Source organism: Petrocella sp. FN5, from assembly GCF_029210395.1.
Taxonomy (GTDB): Bacteria; Bacillota; Clostridia; order Lachnospirales; family Vallitaleaceae; genus Petrocella.
Genome location: NZ_JARGDP010000008.1, coordinates 1 through 21,910 on the forward strand (window position 1 = coordinate 1; position 21,910 = coordinate 21,910).

Annotated in this window: 25 protein-coding genes and 1 riboswitch; of the genes, 19 read left to right on the plus strand and 6 right to left on the minus strand. The window is 40.3% G+C overall.

Going from position 1 to position 21,910, the window contains the following annotated elements; translation table 11 throughout:
• Window positions 1-53: 53 nt before the first annotated feature.
• The 4 genes from P0N36_RS03785 (at window position 54) to P0N36_RS03800 (ending at window position 3,004) form a co-directional block, all read left to right on the plus strand.
• On the plus strand, window positions 54-953 hold the full coding sequence (locus P0N36_RS03785; RefSeq protein ID WP_275841504.1) for a TPR end-of-group domain-containing protein: 900 nt from the start codon (window positions 54-56) through the stop codon (window positions 951-953).
• 39 nt (window positions 954-992) lie between these two features.
• Window positions 993-1,871, plus strand: a complete 879-nt coding sequence (locus P0N36_RS03790; RefSeq protein WP_275841505.1) for a hypothetical protein — start codon at window positions 993-995, stop codon at window positions 1,869-1,871.
• A gap of 55 nt (window positions 1,872-1,926) precedes the next feature.
• Entirely contained in the window at window positions 1,927-2,289 is a 363-nt protein-coding gene (locus P0N36_RS03795) for a VOC family protein (RefSeq protein WP_275841506.1), read from the plus strand.
• A gap of 208 nt (window positions 2,290-2,497) precedes the next feature.
• Window positions 2,498-3,004, plus strand: coding sequence for a ferritin (locus P0N36_RS03800; protein ID WP_125136115.1), 507 nt, complete (start codon window positions 2,498-2,500; stop codon window positions 3,002-3,004).
• A 102-nt stretch (window positions 3,005-3,106) separates the two neighbouring features.
• Here P0N36_RS03800 and P0N36_RS03805 read toward each other — a convergent pair whose 3' ends face one another.
• The 3 genes from P0N36_RS03805 to P0N36_RS03815 all read right to left on the minus strand — a co-directional run bounded on the left by P0N36_RS03805 (window position 3,107) and on the right by P0N36_RS03815 (window position 5,163).
• Window positions 3,107-3,694, minus strand: coding sequence for a stalk domain-containing protein (locus tag P0N36_RS03805; RefSeq protein ID WP_275841507.1), 588 nt, complete (start codon window positions 3,692-3,694; stop codon window positions 3,107-3,109).
• 366 nt (window positions 3,695-4,060) lie between these two features.
• Window positions 4,061-4,315: a hypothetical protein gene (locus P0N36_RS03810; RefSeq protein WP_275841508.1), complete on the minus strand. Its 255-nt coding sequence runs from the start codon at window positions 4,313-4,315 to the stop codon at window positions 4,061-4,063.
• The gene (locus P0N36_RS03815) at window positions 4,312-5,163 is read right to left on the minus strand and encodes an AraC family transcriptional regulator (protein WP_275841509.1); all 852 of its coding nucleotides are present in this window, start codon (window positions 5,161-5,163) and stop codon (window positions 4,312-4,314) included. Before P0N36_RS03815 ends, P0N36_RS03810 begins: the two co-directional genes overlap by 4 nt.
• A gap of 330 nt (window positions 5,164-5,493) precedes the next feature.
• Between P0N36_RS03815 and P0N36_RS03820 the strand changes: the two genes are divergently transcribed.
• The 9 genes from P0N36_RS03820 to P0N36_RS03860 all read left to right on the plus strand — a co-directional run bounded on the left by P0N36_RS03820 (window position 5,494) and on the right by P0N36_RS03860 (window position 14,705).
• On the plus strand, window positions 5,494-6,303 hold the full coding sequence (locus tag P0N36_RS03820) for a substrate-binding domain-containing protein (RefSeq protein WP_275841510.1): 810 nt from the start codon (window positions 5,494-5,496) through the stop codon (window positions 6,301-6,303).
• A gap of 15 nt (window positions 6,304-6,318) precedes the next feature.
• Complete coding sequence (locus P0N36_RS03825) at window positions 6,319-7,008, plus strand: ABC transporter permease (RefSeq protein WP_125136107.1); 690 nt, start codon at window positions 6,319-6,321, stop codon at window positions 7,006-7,008.
• A 1-nt stretch (window position 7,009) separates the two neighbouring features.
• Window positions 7,010-7,639, plus strand: coding sequence for an ABC transporter ATP-binding protein (locus tag P0N36_RS03830; RefSeq protein ID WP_275841511.1), 630 nt, complete (start codon window positions 7,010-7,012; stop codon window positions 7,637-7,639).
• A gap of 83 nt (window positions 7,640-7,722) precedes the next feature.
• Window positions 7,723-8,964: a molybdopterin molybdotransferase MoeA gene (locus P0N36_RS03835; protein WP_275841512.1), complete on the plus strand. Its 1,242-nt coding sequence runs from the start codon at window positions 7,723-7,725 to the stop codon at window positions 8,962-8,964.
• Window positions 8,964-10,862: a molybdopterin biosynthesis protein gene (locus P0N36_RS03840; RefSeq protein WP_275841513.1), complete on the plus strand. Its 1,899-nt coding sequence runs from the start codon at window positions 8,964-8,966 to the stop codon at window positions 10,860-10,862. Before P0N36_RS03835 ends, P0N36_RS03840 begins: the two co-directional genes overlap by 1 nt.
• The gene (moaA, locus tag P0N36_RS03845) at window positions 10,855-11,811 is read left to right on the plus strand and encodes a GTP 3',8-cyclase MoaA (RefSeq protein ID WP_275841514.1); all 957 of its coding nucleotides are present in this window, start codon (window positions 10,855-10,857) and stop codon (window positions 11,809-11,811) included. Before P0N36_RS03840 ends, moaA begins: the two co-directional genes overlap by 8 nt.
• Before the next feature lie 11 nt (window positions 11,812-11,822).
• Window positions 11,823-12,299 carry a cyclic pyranopterin monophosphate synthase MoaC gene (gene moaC / locus P0N36_RS03850; RefSeq protein WP_275841515.1) on the plus strand — a complete coding sequence of 159 codons (477 nt, stop codon included), beginning with the start codon at window positions 11,823-11,825 and terminating at the stop codon, window positions 12,297-12,299.
• Complete coding sequence (locus tag P0N36_RS03855) at window positions 12,299-12,745, plus strand: MOSC domain-containing protein (RefSeq protein ID WP_275841516.1); 447 nt, start codon at window positions 12,299-12,301, stop codon at window positions 12,743-12,745. Before moaC ends, P0N36_RS03855 begins: the two co-directional genes overlap by 1 nt.
• A riboswitch (molybdenum cofactor riboswitch) is annotated at window positions 12,745-12,863 on the plus strand. (Overlaps the previous gene by 1 nt.)
• 51 nt (window positions 12,864-12,914) lie before the next feature.
• Complete coding sequence (locus P0N36_RS03860; RefSeq protein WP_275841517.1) at window positions 12,915-14,705, plus strand: aldehyde ferredoxin oxidoreductase family protein; 1,791 nt, start codon at window positions 12,915-12,917, stop codon at window positions 14,703-14,705.
• Between the two features lie 187 nt (window positions 14,706-14,892).
• Here the strand turns inward: P0N36_RS03860 and P0N36_RS03865 are convergent, their stop codons facing one another.
• Window positions 14,893-15,048 (minus strand): hypothetical protein, encoded by a 156-nt coding sequence (locus P0N36_RS03865; protein WP_275841518.1) that lies wholly within the window; start codon window positions 15,046-15,048, stop codon window positions 14,893-14,895.
• Window positions 15,049-15,143: 95 nt separating this feature from the next.
• Between P0N36_RS03865 and P0N36_RS03870 the strand changes: the two genes are divergently transcribed.
• The 6 genes from P0N36_RS03870 to P0N36_RS03895 all read left to right on the plus strand — a co-directional run bounded on the left by P0N36_RS03870 (window position 15,144) and on the right by P0N36_RS03895 (window position 20,320).
• Complete coding sequence (locus P0N36_RS03870) at window positions 15,144-16,184, plus strand: tungsten cofactor oxidoreductase radical SAM maturase (protein ID WP_275841519.1); 1,041 nt, start codon at window positions 15,144-15,146, stop codon at window positions 16,182-16,184.
• A 15-nt stretch (window positions 16,185-16,199) separates the two neighbouring features.
• Entirely contained in the window at window positions 16,200-16,424 is a 225-nt protein-coding gene (locus tag P0N36_RS03875) for a MoaD/ThiS family protein (RefSeq protein ID WP_275841520.1), read from the plus strand.
• A gap of 1 nt (window position 16,425) precedes the next feature.
• Window positions 16,426-17,103 (plus strand): HesA/MoeB/ThiF family protein, encoded by a 678-nt coding sequence (locus P0N36_RS03880; RefSeq protein ID WP_275841521.1) that lies wholly within the window; start codon window positions 16,426-16,428, stop codon window positions 17,101-17,103.
• 92 nt (window positions 17,104-17,195) lie between these two features.
• Window positions 17,196-18,182, plus strand: coding sequence for a hypothetical protein (locus P0N36_RS03885; RefSeq protein WP_275841522.1), 987 nt, complete (start codon window positions 17,196-17,198; stop codon window positions 18,180-18,182).
• 53 nt (window positions 18,183-18,235) lie between these two features.
• Window positions 18,236-19,030, plus strand: a complete 795-nt coding sequence (locus P0N36_RS03890) for a phosphotransferase family protein (protein WP_275841523.1) — start codon at window positions 18,236-18,238, stop codon at window positions 19,028-19,030.
• 45 nt (window positions 19,031-19,075) lie between these two features.
• Complete coding sequence (locus P0N36_RS03895; protein ID WP_275841524.1) at window positions 19,076-20,320, plus strand: EAL domain-containing protein; 1,245 nt, start codon at window positions 19,076-19,078, stop codon at window positions 20,318-20,320.
• Between the two features lie 26 nt (window positions 20,321-20,346).
• On the opposite strand, the gene P0N36_RS03900 is transcribed toward P0N36_RS03895, so the two are convergent.
• Window positions 20,347-20,610 carry a hypothetical protein gene (locus P0N36_RS03900; protein ID WP_125136093.1) on the minus strand — a complete coding sequence of 88 codons (264 nt, stop codon included), beginning with the start codon at window positions 20,608-20,610 and terminating at the stop codon, window positions 20,347-20,349.
• Between the two features lie 14 nt (window positions 20,611-20,624).
• A complete protein-coding gene (locus P0N36_RS03905) occupies window positions 20,625-21,875 on the minus strand; it encodes a DNA polymerase Y family protein (RefSeq protein ID WP_275841525.1) in 1,251 nt (416 codons plus the stop codon).
• Window positions 21,876-21,910: the final 35 nt, after the last annotated feature.

Below are 21,910 nucleotides of genomic sequence, written 5' to 3' on the forward strand. Positions count from 1 at the left end.
GATATACTTTTCAAAGAGGACTAAGATTAAAAGTATGAATGAAAGGAAAAGTGATGACAGAGACGAAATTATTAGATAACACTTTAGAACGCATTGATGAGACTGGAACACGAAAGGCCTATGAATATCTGAAGGCGCATCTGAATAAGGATGAAGATTGGTCCAGCCAAGTATATAATTTCTTATACTGTCTGGCAGCTACATCTGACTTGCCTGATGAAGCTCTAACATGGTTGGAAGAAGCCATCATTGAGAAGGGGCAATGGTACCGGCCGGAGGTTTTTGAAGATGAAGATCTTGATCATATAAGAAATGAAGAACGATTCCAGCTGTGTGAAAAGACATCAAAAAAGAGATATGAAGATGCTTTGAAAGAAGCATCAACAGAGTTCACTTTGAAAGAGCGATTAGAAGACAATCTGCTTGTTGTTTTACATGGGAATCAACAAAATAATGATATCAGTCGTGCGCTTTGGAGGGATATATCTATAGAAGATTATCAGGTTGAATACCTTCAATCAAAAGAGCTAGACTCATATAATTTGTATAGATGGAATGATGATGGGAATGGTCCCAAGCAACTGGCAAGCGCGATGAAGAAGACGGATGATATAGGGTTTGATAATAAGGTGTTAGCTGGATTTTCAGCAGGTTGTAATACAATATTAAGAGCTATTGTTGAAGAAAAAATTGTACCTGATAAATTATTATTATTTTCACCCTGGATACCGGTGAGTGAAGCTTCGATGACACAGATCATTGAGTCTCTTAAGGAATCTGTAGTGGAGGTCATGATTGTTTGTGGGGAACTAGATGAAGACTGTTTACCACTTTGTAAGTTATTTGAAGAAAAGGCAAATGAATTAGATTATGAATGTACAATCAGATATATTCAGGGCCTGGGTCATGAGTATCCGGAAGACCTTTCGACCTATACTGAGGCGTACTTATAGATTGTATTATTAAATGAATCTTTTGTAAGGAGGTTGTGTATGACGACTGAGGATATAAAAGCGGATATGATTGACAGAATAATGGCGCTTCAAGATGATCAGGGATGTTGGTTTGATTTAAAAGAAGGTGACAAGTACTATGACGAACTTCAATGGCATCATTATGTACCTAAATACAAATCAACGCTATGGACATTAATCCTCTTAGCAGACTTAGAAGTAGATCCTAAAACCCCTGAGCTGATTCAACCACTTGAGATTGTTACACAACAATTCCTAAATCAAGAACATGGGATATTTACTATTGGTAAAAGCCACTTTCCTATTCCTTGCTTAAACGGTAATATGCTGTATCTACATCATTATTTTCAATCGGATAGCGACACTTTGATGAACCGTGTCGTTGACTTTTTCTGGGAATATCAACGATTTGATGATGGGGATTTTGTCACGCCCAAAGAATTTCCTTATCATAAAAACCAAAGCTGTTACGGAAAACACACGTGTTACTGGGGTGTTGTGAAGCTTTTTAAAGGTCTATCTTTTATACCGGTTGAAAAGCGATCAGATAAAGCAAAGATGTTGTTACAGCGCTGTATTGATTTTGTTCTTAAGCATGAAGTGTGTTATAGCTCCCATAGTCCTTCAGAGTTTTTGCATCCAAAAATCAGTCAATTAACTTTTCCTAACATGTACCGTGGGGATTTTCTGGAAATATTATGGTTGCTAAAAAGAGAGCATGTGGTCGTCTCACAGATGCAAAGGGCAATAGAGTTGTTAAAAGAAAAGATGGACCAAGACGGTACTTTTCCTCTAGAAAGCCCAATAGGCAATCTAGCAATCCCTATTGGTAAAGGCGAAAAAGGGCGTGCCTTGGTTACCCACAGAGCCAGAATGGTTTTGGAAGAAATCATCTGAGAAAGTTGTGCTTGAAACTATAAATAAAAAATTTAATTATCTTGGAGGCATTATTATGGCGATGTTATGGTGTACATTACATGTAAAAAACTTAGACGCATCCATCAAATTCTACGAAACTTTTGTAGGACTATCTGTGAACAGACGGTTCGAGTCACGACCGGGTATTGAGATTGCTTTTTTAGGTGATGGAGAAACACAGCTAGAATTAATAGATGCCGGTGACGGAGATACATTCCCGGTTAGTGATCAGATATCTATTGGTTTTTCAGTAGATTCAGTGGACGATAAGATTAAGCAGTTAAAGGAAGCAGGAATTGAGATATATAAAGAACCTGTGCAACCCAATCCTCATATACGATTCTTTTACATAAAAGACCCAAATGGCATTAGTATTCAATTTGCACAGCAAATGTAATTGGTTTTAGATATCTTAGAGGCCAAATCATAAATTTCAAAAATAAAGAGCTCCAATCGACCATTATTACTAAATAACTTTATAATAAAATATATAACTGTTATAATTGGTTAAAGGGTCAAAACGATATATTTTATGTGAATTTAGTGAAACTTAGTTTTGTCCCTTTAACCATAATTAGATGATCACATTAAGAAAGGAGATATTTATGTTAAGCGAAAAACTATTAGCGGAATTAAATTTACAAATGAAGTATGAGTTCTATTCATCACATTTATACTTAGCCTATGCAGGATATGCATACAAAGAAGATTTAGAAGGATTTGCAAACTTTTTTATCGTTCAGGCTGAAGAAGAAAAGTTTCATGCCATGAAATTCTTTAATTATATTCAAGAAATGGATGGTATCATTGATTTTGATGCCTTAGAAAAGCCAAATGTTGATTTTAATAATATTACAGAATTAATGGTTGCATCACTTGAACATGAGAAATTCGTTACTTCAAGAATTTACACACTCATGGACATAGCCACAGAAGAAAAAGAATATGCAACAATTAGTTTCTTAAAATGGTTTATTGATGAACAGGTTGAAGAAGAAGCTACCTTCAAAAGTCTCATCAGTAAAATCAAGAGAGCTAAAGATAATCCAGTGTTGTTATATGATGTGGATGCAGAAATGAGCACACGTGTCTTTACACCACCGACTAAATAAGTAATTCAATAGTTAAAGCCTAGCAGCGAGAATAAATCGCTGCTAGGCTTTTATTTTTGAATTACTTGAATCATTAGGTATAAGTATAAGTTGAATTTTTGCTTAGTCGTTTAAGGCTTCCCATGCTTCTAAGAAAGCAACACGACCACCTACGATGACATAAGCGTCAAAGTTATTCATGGTCAGAATAGCAACACCATAGGCAGCATTGATATCACTGGCACAGTATACGGCATATTGCATGTCAGGGTCCAACTCGTTCATACGATCAGCGAGTTCAGATACAGGTATATTCAGAGCACCTGGAACACCGTCAACCTCAAACATAGCAGCTGGTCGTACATCAAGAACCATTGCCTGATTCTCAGCAACCAAAGTAGCAGCGTCTGCAGCAGGCCATAATAACATGCCTTCATCTACCCATTTCTCACCAAAAACTTTGGCTGGAGTGGTTACTTCAGCCCGACGAGCTACCGCATTCCACTCAACTACGCCACCCATGTTCTCGGTAATAACACGTAGTGGCACCATACTTCTGTCATTTATGATAACAGGGGGAGAATCAGCTTCTACTTCATTACCGTTGATCCAAAGAGCGACCGTGGGCAGATGCTGGTCAGCTAATACTGTAAAACTCATTAACACCATGATACCAACAACCACTAAACTAATCAATTTTCTTCGTTGCATAAAGAACCTCCTTTTTGAAATTGTTTTGAGCTAGGCAACAGGAAAATCATACGCTACTGCTACCTAATCGATTATATTCAAATCCTGCGTCAACTTATAAAAAGCTTTCATTTTCATCCGTTTACAAAGAATTTAAATGAGTTCATATAAATTTTAACATTTTGAGACAAATACTTCAATAGAATTGAGAATATTCTCGCAGATTCATTTATTTGTTTATTAATTTGAGAAACATAAGGTCAACACACCATCATGGTTGACAATACGATAGCGACAGATCTTAACAAGAAATTCAAGAAAAAGGTGCTTTGACCGGAATGTCAAAGCACCTTTTTCTTGGTTTCAGTAAGATTATAAAATGCAAACTCACCCACCGGCTGATAAGAACGTCATCCTATAGGCATCCATTTGGATGCCTATAATATTTTGGTCCCCTTCGAAGTATATCTCCGTCCTTGGCAGATGTATAATACCGTGTACTTGGTCATCTAAAGGCATGAGTTTGACGTGCCAATGGTCGCCGTAATAATCATTTTCTGAGCAGGATGTCGAAACAGTATTAAAATAGTCTTTTAAGTAATGAAAGGGTATACCGCTTACAATTCGATTATCTGCTTTCATATGAGATGATCCTGTTTGTATTTCATGGTGTATTGTTTTGGCGTCAATCCGAGATGATGCTTAAAGAGTTTAATAAAATAGGAAATACTTTCAAAGCCAAGATCATAACTGACCTCGGAGACGTTTTTGTGAAGCAACAATTCTTTTGCCTTATTGATTTTAAGTAGGTTGTGATAAGCCTTAGGTGTCAGCCCAGTTGCTTTTTTGAAAAGGGGTATCAAGTTAGAGGGGGACATGTTCAGTTCATAAGCAATCTCGTTCACCGTCATATCTGAATCTGAGAGATGGTCTTTGAGGCATTGAACCGCATACGCCACAGGCTCTTCTTTTTTTCGGGCACGAAGGGGTAACTTATAGTTTTTAATCAAAGTATAGACCATTTCCTGAGAAACCAGATCAATGAGGAATTCTTTGTTCGGGTCCTGGCTAATACTGTAGGCGTTGATGCGTTCTATCTGTGACTTAATTTGAGCCATCAATTGATTGCGCACAACCGGTTTGTCAGCCGTTGTTACTTCATACTCGAATTGATGCTCAATGCGTTTAATCATATCATCCAATAGCTTGTCGTTGATCTCATAGACAATGGCTTTGGTATCTTCTTTCATTTCCATTTTGACGCTGGAATTTGGGGGCAATAAAATAAAATCAGAGGTGGAATAAGTGAACTCATTGCCATCATTGATTTTAACATGTTTTGAACCTTCTACTATGGTACAAAGCCGTGTGTATTGGTAGGATTTGTAAGTGGCTTTATAGTCTTTTGCAAGATCATAATATAGGATTTTGATGTAATCCGTTTCTATACCATCGTTCTTCTCAAAATAGCGATCAAAATTTTGAATCATCCGTCGGCCTCCTAGGTCACAAAGCGTCTGCCTACTATCACCATAATAGCATAGCCACCCTATATTATCAACGGATGACCCTCTCAGGCAACTTTCTCAGAAGATTTTTATAATTATGCGCTATTTTTTCTTAATAATCCGATAGTTTTTTGGACAGAATTACTATATAATTAATAGATGGTTAAGGTGTCAAAACTATATAGTTGAACTTTCGCATATAATATATAGTTATGAATGTATCAACGTAATCTATATATTATTTGTGAATTTAGTGAAACTTAGTTTTGACCCTTTAACCATACAAAGAATAATAAAATTTGGGAGGTTATGATGAATAAAAAAATTATTGGCGCTATACTTGTATTTGCTTTAATATTAACGGCATGGGCAGTTATGAACATGAATAAAGAACCTGAGTTCATATTGCTATCTACGACAACAAGTACACAAGACAGTGGTTTGTTGGATTATATTTTACCGAGTTTTACAGAAGAAACCGGCATTGAAGTGAAAGTTGTAGCTGTAGGTACAGGAAAAGCTCTTCAAATGGGACGTGACGGTGAGGCAGACGTCTTACTTGTCCATGCAAAAGCCAGTGAAGTTGAGTTTATTGAAGAAGGACATGGCGTGGAACGTTTTGATGTGATGTACAATGACTTTATACTGGTTGGACCACAAGCTCTTGAATATGCCAGTATAGGCGAAACTTTAGAAGGCATAAAAAACAATGAAGCGAAATTTGTCTCAAGGGGTGATGATTCAGGCACCCATAAAAAGGAACTAAGCATATGGGCAACAGCAGGCATCGAACCAGAAGGCGACTGGTACGTATCAGCAGGAAAAGGTATGGGAGATGTTCTTCAGATGGCCAATGAGTTGCGTGCATATACCCTAACAGACCGAGCTACTTATCTTTCTATGAAGGACGCATTAGAACTTGAGATTGTTTTTGAAGCCGACGCCCTATTATTAAATGAATATGGTGTTATTGCAGTGGATCCTACTAAGAACAATGAGATTAACAACAAGGGTGCCAACGCCTTTATAGCCTGGCTTCTATCCTCAGATACACAAGAGATGATCGGTGAATTTGGTCAGGACCTATATGGTCAAGCTTTATTTTTTCCGAATGCAAAATAATGAAGGAGTTTTTCGATGGCGCTATTAATGGAAGGATTAAAAGAAGCCTTATTATTGTTGTTTCGATTTGATAGAGAAGTCTATGGGATTATTGGATTATCCATCGGGCTTTCTTTTACTTCCACAATATTCTCTGCAATCATAGGGATTCCCTTGGGCTTGTATCTTGGAATTAAGCCCTTCAGGTTCAAGAAAACCTTCACCCGAACCATCTATACCATGATGAGTTTACCACCGGTGGTGATCGGTCTCTTGGTGGCCTTGTTCCTCTCAAGGAGTGGTCCTCTAGGATCATTGGGTCTTATATTTACACCGACTGCGATGGTGATTGCTCAGATGATTCTCATCACCCCTATTATATTAGGTATTGTCTACAACGATGCAAAGCAACAAGGTCCGGCCATAAAACAGATTGGCATGACACTGGGCGCTGGCAGATTGCAGACGCTGAAGTTGCTTATAACCGAGATGCGAATCACACTTTTGATTGCTTTAGTGACAGGATTTGGAAGAGCCACCTCAGAAGTGGGCGCCGTTATGATTGTAGGCGGCAATATTAAAGGCCACACAAGAGTCATGACCACATACATCGCCATGAACAGCTCTATGGGTAACTATGCTGTGGCGATTTCCATGGGGATTGTACTTTTACTGATTTCCTTTATGGTTAACACCATACTTTACCATTATGTAACGGGAGAATGATATGAATATTCAGGTTACGAATCTCATAAAAAAATATCAAGACAAAACCGTTGTGGATATGAACAGTATTGGATTTCTAAGCGGTAACATATATGGTGTTACAGGGGACAATGGTGCGGGTAAAACCACATTATTAAAAATCCTTGCCGGGCTTGAAAGTCACGACTTGGGCAACATCGTTTACAACGACCAACCCCTTGGACCAAGCCTGATGAAGAAAATCACTTATCTAAGTCAAACGCCTTATCTTATGAGAAGCAGCGTCTATGAGAATATTATCTATCCGCTGAAAATCAGAAATGTGGACAGTAAAATCATAGAAAGAAAAGCCTTTGAAATCATGGAAGAACTACAAGTGGCAGAACTGAGAGATCAGTTGGCCACCCAATTATCCGGCGGAGAATCACAGAAAGTAGCCCTTGCAAGGGCCTTGGTATTTGATCCTGAAGTCTTGTTGTTGGATGAACCGACAGCCAGCATCGATCCGGCCACTATAGAGATAATTGAAGAAGCCATTAAAAAAAGAAACAAGCTTCAGAATATGACCATTATCATGATTTCTCACAACATAGATCAAGTGAAGCGTATGTGTGATGAGATTATATATATGAAAAAAGGTAAAAGAATATAGATTTGTAAGTCATAGAAATCAAGTTATAGAAATTAAGTTATAAATATAAATTCATAAAAATACATAAAAGGAAGGACCTCACTGTGAATATTTTCAATATGAAATCACTCCATGATGCAAAAGCCATCGTACTTTCAAAAGACAATACCATAGAACTAAAAAGCGAAAGCGTCCATTTGCTAAATAGCCATGGCCGCATTGTGAGTGAAACTTTGTACGCACAGGTGGATATACCGGCTTTTAACCGTTCTACAGTCGATGGCTATGCCGTTAAAGTTAAAGATATATTGGGCGCCTCTGATAGCATACCTTCCATCTTGACACCAAAAAGTGAAGTCTTAATGGGCGAAGCCGCTACAATGGTTTGTCACTTAGGTGAAGCGGTCTATGTACCAACCGGTGGCATGTTACCGGAAGGCGCAGATGGTATGGTTATGATTGAACATACAGAGTTATTAGATCAACAGACCCTCCTTATTAAAAAGCCCATAGCTTACGGTGAGAACATTACTTATAAAGGCGATGACTTAAAAGAAAAGGATGTTATTCTAGAAAAAGGTGAAAAGATATCAGCCTATGATATGGGCATACTTGCCGGTGTGGGCTTTGGTCAAGTCAAGATTTTAAGTAAAATCAAAGTGGCTATACTTTCCACAGGCGATGAGATCATCGATTATGACCAGGTGCCCAACCCTGGACAGATTCGGGACATCAACGGATATACTTTATCAGGTGCGGTTATGGCTTGCGGCGGTGAGGTGGTTTATAAAGCCCTCATCAAAGATGATTTTGAAGCCTTAAGAGCGGCACTGGAGTATAGCGCTCAGATTTCAGATCTGGTCATTTTATCCGGTGGTAGCTCTGTAGGTACCTGTGATTATACCAAATCAGCCATAGAGTCCTTTGAAACAGGAGAGATACTGATGCACGGTATATCTGTAAAACCTGGAAAACCGACGATCGTCGGTAAGTTAGAAGGTAAGATGGTCTTCGGCTTACCTGGTCATCCGGCAGCATCGGCCATTATCTTTGAAATACTTGTAAAGCCATATATTAGAAGTTCTCAGATGCGACCATCAAATGATTTTAAAGTCCGTGCGATTATGACCACCAATCTTCATGCGGCGCCCGGAAAAGATACTTTTGTCATGACGGTTCTGCACCGTGAGGAAGGCATCTATTACGCCACACCAATTCAAGGCAAATCCGGCCTTATGACCTTGCTTACAAAGGCAACGGGTTATATTCAGATTGCCAGCGAACAAGAAGGTCTATACAAAGGCCAGGAAGTAGAAGTCACTCTAATCAAGGAGGTGTCAAGTTAATGGGAAGAGATAACGTATACATTACCAACATTCCCCTTGAAGAAGCACTTAAAACTTACCTAGAAGCCTTGCCCAGTCCTGTAGGGACACAAATTATTGGCGCAGATGAAGCTTTACATAGAACAACAGCCAAGGCGGTTTTTGCCAAACGTTCCTCGCCAGGTGACCATTGTGCAGCCATGGACGGTATTGCGGTGGTTGCAGAAAGAACCCATGGTGCCAATGAAAGAAATCCCCTGAAGTTGAAGCTTCATGATGATTTTGAATACGTTAATACGGGTAACCTTATGCCTAGGGGTAAAGATGCAGTCATTATGATTGAAGACATCGCCCCTCTAGATGATGACCAAGTGGAGATTATTGAAGCGGCTTATGCTTGGCAACACATTCGCCAAGTGGGAGAAGACATTATAAGTGGAGAGATGATTCTACCAAGTAGGCACAAGATAAGACCACTAGATCTAGGGGCACTGCTTAGTGGCGGTGTAGATAAAATAGAGGTTCTTAATAAATTAAAAGTCGGTATACTGCCCACAGGAAATGAGATTGTTCAATCCATGGAAGCCATGGAAAAAGGTAAAATACTAGATACCAACTCCAGTGTCATCAAAGGCTTGTTATTAGAACTAGGGTGTGAACCTATAGTCTATGCGCCTGCAATAGATGATCCGGCCATACTAACAGCAGCTATAAAAAAGGGCTTAGAGGAAAATGATTTTCTCATGACCATCGCCGGCTCATCAGCCGGATCAAAAGACTTTACTGTAACCATTATAGAAGAACTTGGCGACGTGATTGTTCATGGTGTAGCCATCAAGCCGGGGAAGCCGACGATTCTTGGGAAGATTGATGGCAAGGGTATTGTAGGTCTTCCAGGCTATCCGGTTTCAGCTTTTTTTGCTTTTGAAAAATTTGTTAGACCATTAATTGAATCCTGGTATGGATTGCCCCATGCCCATCATCAAGTTAAGGCCAAACTGACCCAAAGAATTATATCCTCAGTTAAAAACGAAGAACTCATAAGAGTTACAGTGGGTCAAGTGGAGGATCAGTGGATTGTGACACCCCTAAGTAGAGGTGCCGGCGCCACCATGAGTCTTGTAAGGGCCGATGGGATATTAAGGGTTCCAAGACTTTTTGAAGGGATTGAGTCCGGTGAATGGGTGACTGTCGAATTAATGAAAGCACTTGAGGACATCGAACAACGTTTGGTGATCATCGGCAGTCATGATCTATTGATTGATATCATCGCCGATGAAATGCCGATATCTTCAACCCATGTCGGTAGCTTTGGCGGACTCATGGCCATGAAGAAAAAAGAATGTCATATTGCGCCCATTCATCTCATCGATGAAACCACAGGCATTTACAATATATCCAGCGTTAAGAAAATGTTCCCGAAGGGGGATATGTCACTGATTCAAGGGGTTAAGCGCCTTCAAGGCCTGATGGTAAAAAAAGGCAACCCGAAAGGTATAAAGAAGTTTGAAGATCTAACAACGGAAGGTGTTGTCTTTGTCAACAGGCAACGAGGCGCCGGTACACGACAACTTCTGGACTTTGAATTAAAAAAGAGGGACATAGATCCTGAGAACATAGAAGGTTATCATAGGGAGTTGACCACCCATATGGCGGTAGCTGTAGCGGTCTTATCCGAAGGTACGGATGTGGGACTTGGCATCTATGCGGCGGCAGAAACCATGGGCCTTGATTTCATTCCCATTGGGTATGAAGCCTATGACTTTTTGGTTTCAGATAGGGTTTTGGAAGAACCTAGAATAAAGAATTTTATTAAGGTCTTGAAGTCCGAGGGATTTAGGCATAAACTAGAATTAACAGGTGGTTATACCTATAATGACGCGGGAAGCATACTTCAGATAGGAGCACAGGATGATTGACAGTTATGGTAGGAAAATCAATTATTTAAGATTATCAGTGACCGATCGATGCAACTTAAGATGTCAATATTGCATGCCGGAAAACGGCATCGAGAAGATGGAACATAAAGATATCCTCTCCATTGAAGAGATGGATGCCATCGTCGGCGTATTTGCAAAAATGGGCATCACGAAAATCAGACTCACTGGTGGTGAACCACTCGTGCGTGGCGGTATTCTTACGCTAATAGAAAAAATAAAAGCCCATACAGAGATTAAAGAAGTAGCCCTTACCACCAACGGGCTGCTCTTAAAAGACATGGCACAGGATTTAAAAGACAGCGGACTTAATCGTGTGAATATTAGTGTGGATTCCCTTGATTCAAAGAAATTTTCTGATATGACACGAGGTGGTCATTTGGAAGATCTGCTTGCAGGTATCGAAGAAGCTAAGCGTGTGGGATTAACCCCCATTAAGTTGAACGTGGTGCTGATCGGCGGTTTTAACGATGATGAGATTCCGGATTTTGTTGCTTTGACTAAAGATGAAGCCATAGATGTTAGGTTCATAGAACTTATGCCCATTGGCGAAGTAGCCAGATGGTCTAAGAACAACTTCCTGGCCAATCAAACGGTACTGGAACGGGTGCCTGAATTAACACCGGTAGAAGATGAAGACCCTGCATCACCTGCAAAGTATTACAGACTCCCCGGTGGAAAAGGTAAAATCGGTCTGATTAGTCCAATCACCTGCAAGTTCTGTGAGGACTGTAACAGGATTAGACTGACACCGGAAGGCAAGCTTAAGTACTGTCTGCACTCGGACGAAGAATTCGACCTTAAAAAAGCTTTGGAAGAAGGAAGAGACTTAAAAGCTTATATTCAAGAATCCATACAGAAAAAACCAAAAGAGCATAATCTGGAAAACGGAAAAAGCATCCTAAGAAACATGGTACAAATCGGAGGCTAAAAGGAGGCAATATGGGTCTAACACATTTTAATGAAAATGGCAGAGCACACATGGTAGAGGTGACGGATAAGTCAGATACCTACAGGGTTGCAGTAGCCAAAGGACAGATTGTTATGAAGCCTTCTACTATTGAAGCCATTCAATCAGCGGGTATTAAAAAAGGTGATGTTTTGAATGTGGCACAAGTGGCAGGTATTATGGGGGCAAAAAAAACCAGTGACGTCATACCCATGTGTCACCCCTTGATGCTCACAGGTGTGAATCTTGAGTTTGAGATACAAGAGGATCGGATTATAATCATAGCTACGGTTAAAACACAAGGCAAAACCGGTGTAGAGATGGAAGCGTTGACCGCAGTTTCGGTTGCAGCCCTTACCATTTACGATATGTGCAAGGCCATGGATAAGGATATGGTCATTGGCCAGGTCCGATTAATGGAAAAAACTGGTGGTAAGTCAGGACATTATATAAGGCAGGTGGATGAATAATGAATGGAATTGTAGGAAGAGTAAAAGCCATTAACATCAGCAAAGAAAAAGGTGTGATTAAAGAATCCATACCAGAAGGTGTTTTTCAAGAGGAACATGGTTTAGTGGGAGATGCCCATGCAGGTAAATGGCATCGTCAAGTCAGTTTGCTGGCTCAAGAAAGCATTGATAAAATGACCGAAATAGGTATTGAAGGGCTTTGTAGCGGTAAGTTTGCAGAAAACCTAACCACAAAAGGCATTATTCTTCATGAATTACCGGTTGGGACCAAAGTGAAAATAGGTGAATCCTTTCATGAAGTGACCCAGATTGGTAAGGAATGTCACACCGGTTGTGCCATTAAAGCTCAAGTGGGTCAGTGCATTATGCCCAAAGAAGGTATATTTACAAGAGTCCTAAAAACAGGTAAAATAAGAGTAGGCGACACCATCGAGATCATAGATTAAAAGAAGCCAAAATCCGAGTCCATGGTTCTAAAGCAATAGCCATGAACCATGGACCAAAGGGTAGGATGGGAAACCATACTGCCTCCCATTCTTGGAAAGGATTTGGAATAAATGTAACGTTTATTTGCACTGAATTTTCAGTGCACCAAATTTAAGAAGGAGGCAAAATATGTACGGTTACCAAGGTAAAATTTTAAGAATTGATCTAAGTAAAGGTGTTTCAAAGGTAGAAGATCTGAATCTGGATGTAGCAAAAAAATTCGTTGGTGGACGGGGTTTAGGCACGAAATTATTCGTGGATGAAGTATCCCCATCCGTAGATGCATTAAGTCCTGAAAACAAGATTCTTTTTGCAACAGGTCCGTTAACAGGAACACCAACACCAACGGGTGGGCGTTATATGGTCGTGACCAAATCACCCCTTACCGGTACAATTGCATCTTCAAACTCTGGTGGCTATTGGGGCGCTGAGCTCAAATTCTCAGGCTATGACGTGATTATTGTAGAAGGTCAATCTGAGAAACCTGTCTATGTCATGATTGAAGACGACCAAGTTGAGATTAGAGACGCAGCCCATGTATGGGGTAAAGTAGTATCCGAGACAACAGAAACACTTTTAAAAGAAGTACCTGAGAAGTCCAAAGTCCTTACGATTGGACCGGCAGGAGAAAAACTTTCCAACATGGCAGCGGTTATGAATGACGTTTCCAGAGCAGCAGGTCGTTCAGGTGTTGGTGCGGTTATGGGTTCCAAAAACTTAAAAGCAATTACAGTCCGTGGTACGAACAAAGTGGCTATTGCCAATGAAGAAGCGCTTAAGGCTGTCGTCAAAGACTGTAACGCAAAAATCAGAGAAAACGGTGTTACCGGACAAGGCTTACCGACTTATGGAACAGCTGTACTGGTTAACATCATCAATGAAGGCGGCGTATTCCCTACCAATAACTTCCAATTATCACAATTTTCTGAAGCGGAAGATACCAGTGGTGAACTCCTTGCTGAAAAATACTTAACCAAAAAAGACCCATGTTATAGGTGCCCCATCGCTTGTGGACGTTATTGTAAAGTCGATGACATTGAAGGTGGCGGTCCTGAGTACGAAACCATTTGGGCATTTGGCGGTGACTGTGGTGTCTCAGATATGCCATCCATCATTAAGTCCAACTTTTGGTGTAATGAATATGGTCTTGATACCATATCAACCGGTGCGACTATAGCAGCTGCTATGGAGCTCTATCAAAAGGGTTTCATCAAAGATGAGGACTTAGATGGTTTAACATTGGACTTTGGTGATAGTAACGCTGTAGTTGAATGGACCAAGCGTATTGGAGAGAGAGCAGGTCTTGGCGACAAGATGGCAGACGGTTCATATCGTTTGGCAGATTCCTATGGTGTACCTGAACTGTCCATGTCTGTTAAGAAACAAGAATTACCAGCTTATGACCCAAGAGCTATCCAAGGTCAAGGGCTTCAGTATGCAACGTCAAACCGTGGCGGTTGTCACGTAAGAGGTTACCTTATCTCACCTGAGATTTTAGGTTTACCTGAAAAATTAGACAGATTTACCATTGAAGGCAAAGCGGCTTGGGTTAAGATTTTCCAAGATTTTACAGCGTTTATTGATGCATCAGGGCTTTGCTTATTCACCTCCTTCGCGATGGGTGCCGGTGATTATGCAGCAATGACCAATGCAGTTATTGGAACTGAGTGGACAGCAGACGACGTACTTCTTGCTGGTGAACGTATCTGGAACCTTGAGAGGGTATTTAACTTAGATGCTGGTGTTGATCCTTCACAAGACACACTACCTAAGCGACTTCTTGAAGATCCAATTGCAGAAGGTCCATCAAAAGGTAATGTAGCAAGACTTTCAGAGTTACTACCTGAGTACTATGAACTTCGTGGTTGGAGTACGGGTGGTATCCCTACAGATGAGAGAAAAAGTTTGCTTGAAATCTAATCCTTAAAGATTGAGGGGTTCCGAAAGGGACCCCTTTGTTATATATCAGGAAAGTGTATTTCCTGATATATAATAAATTAAAATTTAGCGCGTGCTATGCACATGCGCAAAGAAGTCTGACTTCTCTATATAGGTATTTAGATGGTATATAATGTGACAAAGTCACTCTTCTTATTCTCTAGGAAGTCTATACTATGTTAATGCGTTGAAGTGTCGCATTAACAATCAAGGAAGCCTTTCCTGCCGGAACAATTTGCTTTGCAAAACGAGGCGTAGCCTCTTTGTTCTTCTCTAGGAAAGACAATGCTATGTTAATGCGTTGAAGCATCGCATTAACTATCAAGGAAGTTTCCTTTCGAACCGTTCAGAAATATGAGCAGAGCTCATAACGAAGCGTAGCTTCTTTTCTTGTTCGGAAGGTTATAAATGGAGGTAAAAATGGCAATCAAAAAGGTAAATCTAGAATTAACCGATCGGTGCAATCTTAACTGTACCATGTGCTATAGAAAATCATGGAGCGAAGCACCTCAGGACATGGAAACCGAAGTGCTGGATAAGATTCTAAATGAACTCGTAGGTATGGAGACCCTAGAAGAAGTGGTCGTTGGTGGGATTGGTGAGCCTACGGTCCACCCCAAAATCAAAAAAGTGCTGAAGCGACTTAGCCAATACAAATTAATGCTCACCAGTAACGGAACATCCTTTACAGAAGATCTGATGATCGCCCTCATCGATCATGTAGACCAACTGGTTATATCCATAGATGGTTTAGCGGAGATGTTTTTTGACATTAGGGGCTTTGAACTTCAAATTGTTATAGATAATATCAAGAAGCTGAATGCGTTAAAGGCAGCTAGAAACAGTAAAACACCTCAGCTTGTGTTTCAAATGGTGATCTCAAAAACCAATAAACAAGATGTGTTTAAGCTCATGGATTTGGTCAGTGAACTTGGTGCCACCCAATTTATTGTATCTAATATTCTACCTGCATCTTTAGAAGACGGGGACTTAATTCTTTATTCGGAAAATGATGCACCTGAAATGAAAGCTTTTTATCAGAGGATTCGTAGTCATGGTCTAAAAAAAGGGCTTGAAGTTCGATTGTCTGAATCGAAGCTTAAAACGGAGCGCAGATGTAGATTCATTGAAAACGATACAACCGTCATCAACGCCAAAGGTGATGTGACCCCTTGTTACCGGTTTGCCCACAGTGGTACAGAAGTTGTATTTGGCAGAAGCAAAAAGATTGAAGCCCATACTTTTGGCCATGTCATGGCGGATACACTTGAGAACATTTGGGAAACCGATGCTTATAAAAAATACCGTGCTATGGTTTACGATAATCATTACCCTTCATGTACAGACTGTGACCTGGTGGATGGGTGTGACCTTGTAAGAGATACGACCAGTGACTGTTATGGCAATATGCCTTCCTGTGGCGATTGTCTATGGGTGCGTAATCTTGTTTATTGTGTATAGCTAGAAGGAGGATTTATGGAATTTAAAGTAAGATTGTTTGCAACACTTAGAAAAGATAGAGGCCGTGAAGTCATGGTAGAACTTCAGGAGGAACAGACAGCCAGAGCCATTATTAACCAACTTCAGATTGATGAGAAGGATGTGGCGATTCTTATGATTAACGGTCGCGACGGTCTTTTGGATACAAAGCTTGTAGAAGGCGATATTGTTTCTATTTTTCCACCTGTAGGAGGTGGTTGATATGGACCGTTATACAAAAAATAGAAATATGTTGAGTCAAGACGAGTGTGATGTATTAAAGAATAAAAGCGTATGTGTCATTGGCTGTGGTGGCCTTGGTGGCTATGTGATTGAAATGCTGGGTAGAATTGGTGTAGGGAAGATTACCGCCGTGGATGGTGATGTTTTTGATGTGAGTAATCTGAACAGACAGCTTCTCTCGACAGAAGTGCATATTGGCTTAGGTAAAGCCATAACAGCCAAAGAGAGGATGGAAAAGGTCAACTCAGATGTGGAATTATCGCCTGTCAGTGCTTATTTGACCCAGGAAAATGCCCTAGACATTGTTCGAGGACATGATCTTGTAATCGATGCCCTGGATTCTATAGAGACACGCTTTATACTTCAAAAGGTAGCTTCAGAATTGGGTATCCCTATGATCTATGGTGCAATTGCAGGTTGGTACGGTCAGGTAAGTACGATTATGCCTGGCGATGATTTTCTAAGTAGAATCTATAGAAATCACGAAGGGAAAGGCCATGAAGCAGAACTGGGTAACCCTTCTTTTTCTCCGGCACTGGTAGCATCACTACAGGTCAGTGAGGCAGTTAAGGTATTAATTGGAAGGGGTGAGCTATTAAATGGCAAGCTTCTACTTATAGATCTTTTTAACAATGATTTTGAAGTGGTTTTATTTTAAAACGAAGCATGTCCTATAGAAAAAATTTGACGACTGTGATAAAATCATCAGAAGAGTAATGGAATATTAAAATAGAGATAATGAGGTGGATTGTGATAGAGAAGATGATGAAAAGTTTTGGCCTTCTGATGGTGATGGCTCTAATATTGATAGGGTGTACAGACAAGCAGGTGCCCTCAGTGGCTTCTATAATAACCCTTGAAGACTTATCCGAGTTTCAAGAGAATATGGTGGTCATGAGCGGTATAAGATATGAAGAAGAGGTCCTTTTTATGGCAGCCATTGAAAGTATATTTGAAGGACATTTGGTGTTTTATGAGGAAGAGATCTTAACCCTAGAGGCTTATATGGAAACCTCTTTTTTTGACAATACCAGTTTTCTGTATCAAGCTGACATAGACAACAATGGAGAGGAAGACCTTGTCATCATGTATAAGTTTGCCGGAACGGGCATGTTTTCTTCTATAACGACTCTGTTTCTAAAAGACGGCTCAACGTATCGCCAAGTGATTATGAGTGAGGAACTTATTACGAATTTTCTTAATCTGGTTACCTATGAGGGACTGACCTATGTTTACACCTCTTCTAGTGGTGTTGATCTTATTTATATATGGGAGAATGAGGGTCTAAAACAAGTATTTAATGAGTTGACCTTGGCAGACAACAGCCATCTGGACATGGATTACACCTTATTGAATCAACGAATACAGGAAACTTATGGTATTAAAGCACTTGCACAAAAGCTTCATGACCCAGACATGGATTTTTCCATGAGTACCGGTTATACCAATCTGGAGATTCTAACAACTTACTTTAAGTTCAAAGAATTTATTGGTAGTGGCAATAAAGAGGAATTAGCAAATATGGTTGGGTTCCCTTTAGAAGTCGAGCGGGCAGGAGACCGAATTAAGTTTTATAATAAAGAAGATTTTGTGGAGCATTATGACTGGATTATCAACGAAGATATAAGAAGTATTGTTGCGTCCAGCACACATGAAGAGATTTTTGCATCTTGGCGAGGGGCCATGATTGGCAATGGTGAGATTTGGTTTACAGACCATATCTATGCCATATTTTAGAGTGTAGGTTGATAAAAATAGCGAGCGGTAGAAGATGGAATGGGGGCATTTGGATGAAACGACAGCTTATGGGTTACGGCGCAACATCAGATGTTTATGAGTGGCACGACCATACGGTTTTGAAGTTATTCAAACCTCATATTGAAGATCAGATGATTGACTATGAAGGTCTGATTCATGAGATTGTCTATGCCAAAGGTCTATCCATGCCAAGGCTTATAGAAGAAATAGAAGTAGAAGGGCGTAGAGGTTACATTTTTGAACGTATCAACGGGAAGACCATACTTTTTCATTTGACAAAAAAGATATGGAAGGCTTATTTTTACGGAAAATGTTTGGCAAGTACCCAACTGAACATCCATGAGAAAACAGCACCTCTTTTGCCGGATGTTAAGGAGCACCTTAGAAGAAGCATTAATAAGGTGGTGGATCTACCTGTTGACTTGGTTGAAGCAGTGATGAAAACCATAAATGAATTACCCGATGGTGAAGCCATATGCCATATGGATTTTCATCCTCGGAACGTGTTTTATTATGAGAAAAAAGCAACGGTTATTGACTGGGTGACAGCAGCTAAGGGGCATCCTGCTGCAGATGTGGCAAGGACGTTCATCCTGTTAAAATACGAAGCGCTTCATAAAGAACAGCCTAGAGTGTTCATGTGGATGTTTTATTTTGCTAGGAAAATATTAATTGGGTCTTATTTGAAGACTTATTACAAGGTGTCGGGTTTAGAATTGAACACGATAGAACCTTGGCTTCGTCCTATGGCCATTGCCAGAATGAGCGAGCCGATTGGTCAGGATGAGAGAGCCGCTCTATATCAGGATTTTGTTGGTCTTCTTTAGGAAGTTCCTACTATAGCGTAAATATTATTAGAGATGGAGAAACACATGAACCATAATTATACAACCCGTGAACTGATTGACCAAGAATCCATAGAAATATATATGCAGCCAATCATTTCCCACCACGAGGGATTTGCCATTGGCATAGAAGCTTTTGTAAAAGGCATTCATCCAAGAACCAAAAAAGTAATAGAACCCAATGCGCTTTTTGAGAAGGCTGTGGCAGAAGACTTAGATATGGCACTTGGACGGTTGGTTATTAAAAAGACGATTCAAGTTTTCCGGCATATTCAGAATAAACACTCCGAATCCCTTTTGTTTATCAATATTAATGAAAGTATGATCCATGCCTGTGAAGAAACCCATGCTCTAAAGGACCTAATCGAAGCACATGGAATATCACCAAAATCCGTTGTTTTTGATATCGGTAATTATGAGAATATGACGGTGGAGCAGATTCAGGCTTTTATTCATCAACAGCGAACATTTGGCTTTTACATTAGTATTGATGATATTGGCAAAGATTATTTTAATCTGGATCGAATTATACTTTTTAACCCAGATATTATAAAGATCAATCACCAATATTTAGCCAAGTTAAACAACCCAAGTTATTCAAAACGCATACTTAAGCATATGGGTCAGATTGCCCATGAGATGGGGATGGTTGTCGTAGAAACAGGTATTGAGACAGAAAAAGGTCTAACATTGGCCTTTGAACAAGGTGCTCAATATTTTCAAGGCTACTACATCAAAGAACCGGTCAGAGTCGTTGAAGAAGATTATGTTGATTTGTTTGAGTTGGAGAAGGGCTTTGAGCTTATTCGAAGTCATGCAAAGACAGCTACGATAGAAGACATGCGCCTTTTTATGAATAAGATTGTTATGTTTTTAGACCAGCTTAAAGCCGAAAGCCATAATTGGCCCCAATATTCTATGGAAGAAAATGTGAATCAGCTTTTTACGGCGTATCCTTCGATTGAAAATGGTTGGATTATTAATAGGGAGGGTATTCAAATAAGTGATGCCATGATTAACAACACAGGTTTTTCTTCTAGGAATGCGGATATTTTTAAGATTCATAATAAAGGATATGATTACTCAGAGGAAGATTTATATCGCTTTATCAGTGGCGGCAGTCTTGAGGTATGGATTACCAAGCCCTACATATCTTTATTAACCAACAGCATATGTGTGACCACTTCATCTTACATCCAAGCTGTTGGAGAAGAACCTCATATATTGTGTCTGGTTTTTAATTACGAACTTTTCAAAAAAAGTCATTTATAAAATTTGGTTTGACCCTTTAACCAAATCTATATCTTAAAAAGAACCCAACGACAAGAATCCAAGTCGTAGCGAATCTCACAAAGCTTAATCATGGCGTTGATGGCAATCTCACAGGTGAAGCGATAGACTTTGTTGCCGGCAACCCGGTCAAGTTCAGTGGTATAGATCTGAAGGACCCGGTAGACCTGTCGTTCACCTTCGTGGGTTGTGATCTTGAACTTGACGGGATGGATACGACCGTCTTCTTCGGTCCAACTGATCATCTCGATAGGTTTTGCAATGGTTTTCATATATAACACCTCATCTATAAAATACTGGTCATGACAGGATAATCTTCCACGCCAATGCCACCGGTGACCGGTTTTAAACCGGAATGTAAAAAGCTGGCACGCTGTATGGAAGTCAGCCCATAGCGCCCTCGAATCCGGTCAACAGCCAGATCCAGAAGCCGATCTCTAGAAAAATCATAATCCTCTAGAAAAGACAATTGAACATAATCATTGGTGTGTAGGTCACTGGCTCGTAAACCCAGTTTGCGAATAGGCGTGCCGTCCCAAAGTTCATCAAAAAGACGCCTTGCAACTTGGTGGATATAGCTGGTTGAATTCATAGCGACGCTAAGCTTGTATTGATGGCTCTTGTGACCAAAAGTGGCAGAGGTAATGCTCACGGCAATCAGACCGGCGCAAAAGCCTGCGGCCCTTAGGCGCATGCCTACGCTTTCGGCTAAGGACAAGAGAACCTGATAAGCGGTTGTCGCTTCAAGAACATCAAACTTAACGGTGGTCGAATTACCCATGCCTTTAACCAAGGGATGGTTATTTTTACGAACAGGGGAAGGGTCAACGCCGTTGGCATAGCTCTGAATCAGGTGGGCAAAGCTTTTGAAATGACCATAGAGCATATCCGTATCGGCCTTTGCCAATTCACCAATGGTGGTGATGCCAAGATAATAGAGCTTTTTAGAGGTCTGTCGTCCCACCATGAATAAGTCAGAAACCGGCAGGGGCCATAATTTCTCTTCCAGTTCATGAGAAAAAAGGGTATGAACAAGGTTAGGTTTCTTAAAGTCGGAAGCCATTTTTGCAAGGATCTTATTGTGAGAGACACCTATATTAACGGTAAAGCCCAGTTCATCTGAGATGGCATCTTTAATGGTGTGCGCCAGTAGGACAGGGTCTTTTTTATCAGATCCAATCTGAAGAAAGTCCACAAAACACTCATCCACACTAAACTGTTGGACAAGGGGCGAGTATCTTTGGATGATGTCAATCATGGCTTGACTGGCCTTCATATAAAGGTTGTAGTCAGGAGGCACCACCATAAGGTTAGGGCATTTTTGTCGTGCCGCCATGAGGGGTTCTCCGGTATGGATGCCATATTGCTTAGCAGGTGTTGACTTGGCAAGGACAATACCATGTCTTGATTTCTCGTTACCACCGACAACAGAGGGAATAGACCTTAAGTCCACAGCATCACCTTGTTGTAGCCGGTAAGCAGCACTCCAACTTAAATAGGCGGCGTTCACATCAATATGAAAAATATAGCGGTTCATAAACAGGCCTCCTAGTATAGATCAAAGAGCTTCAA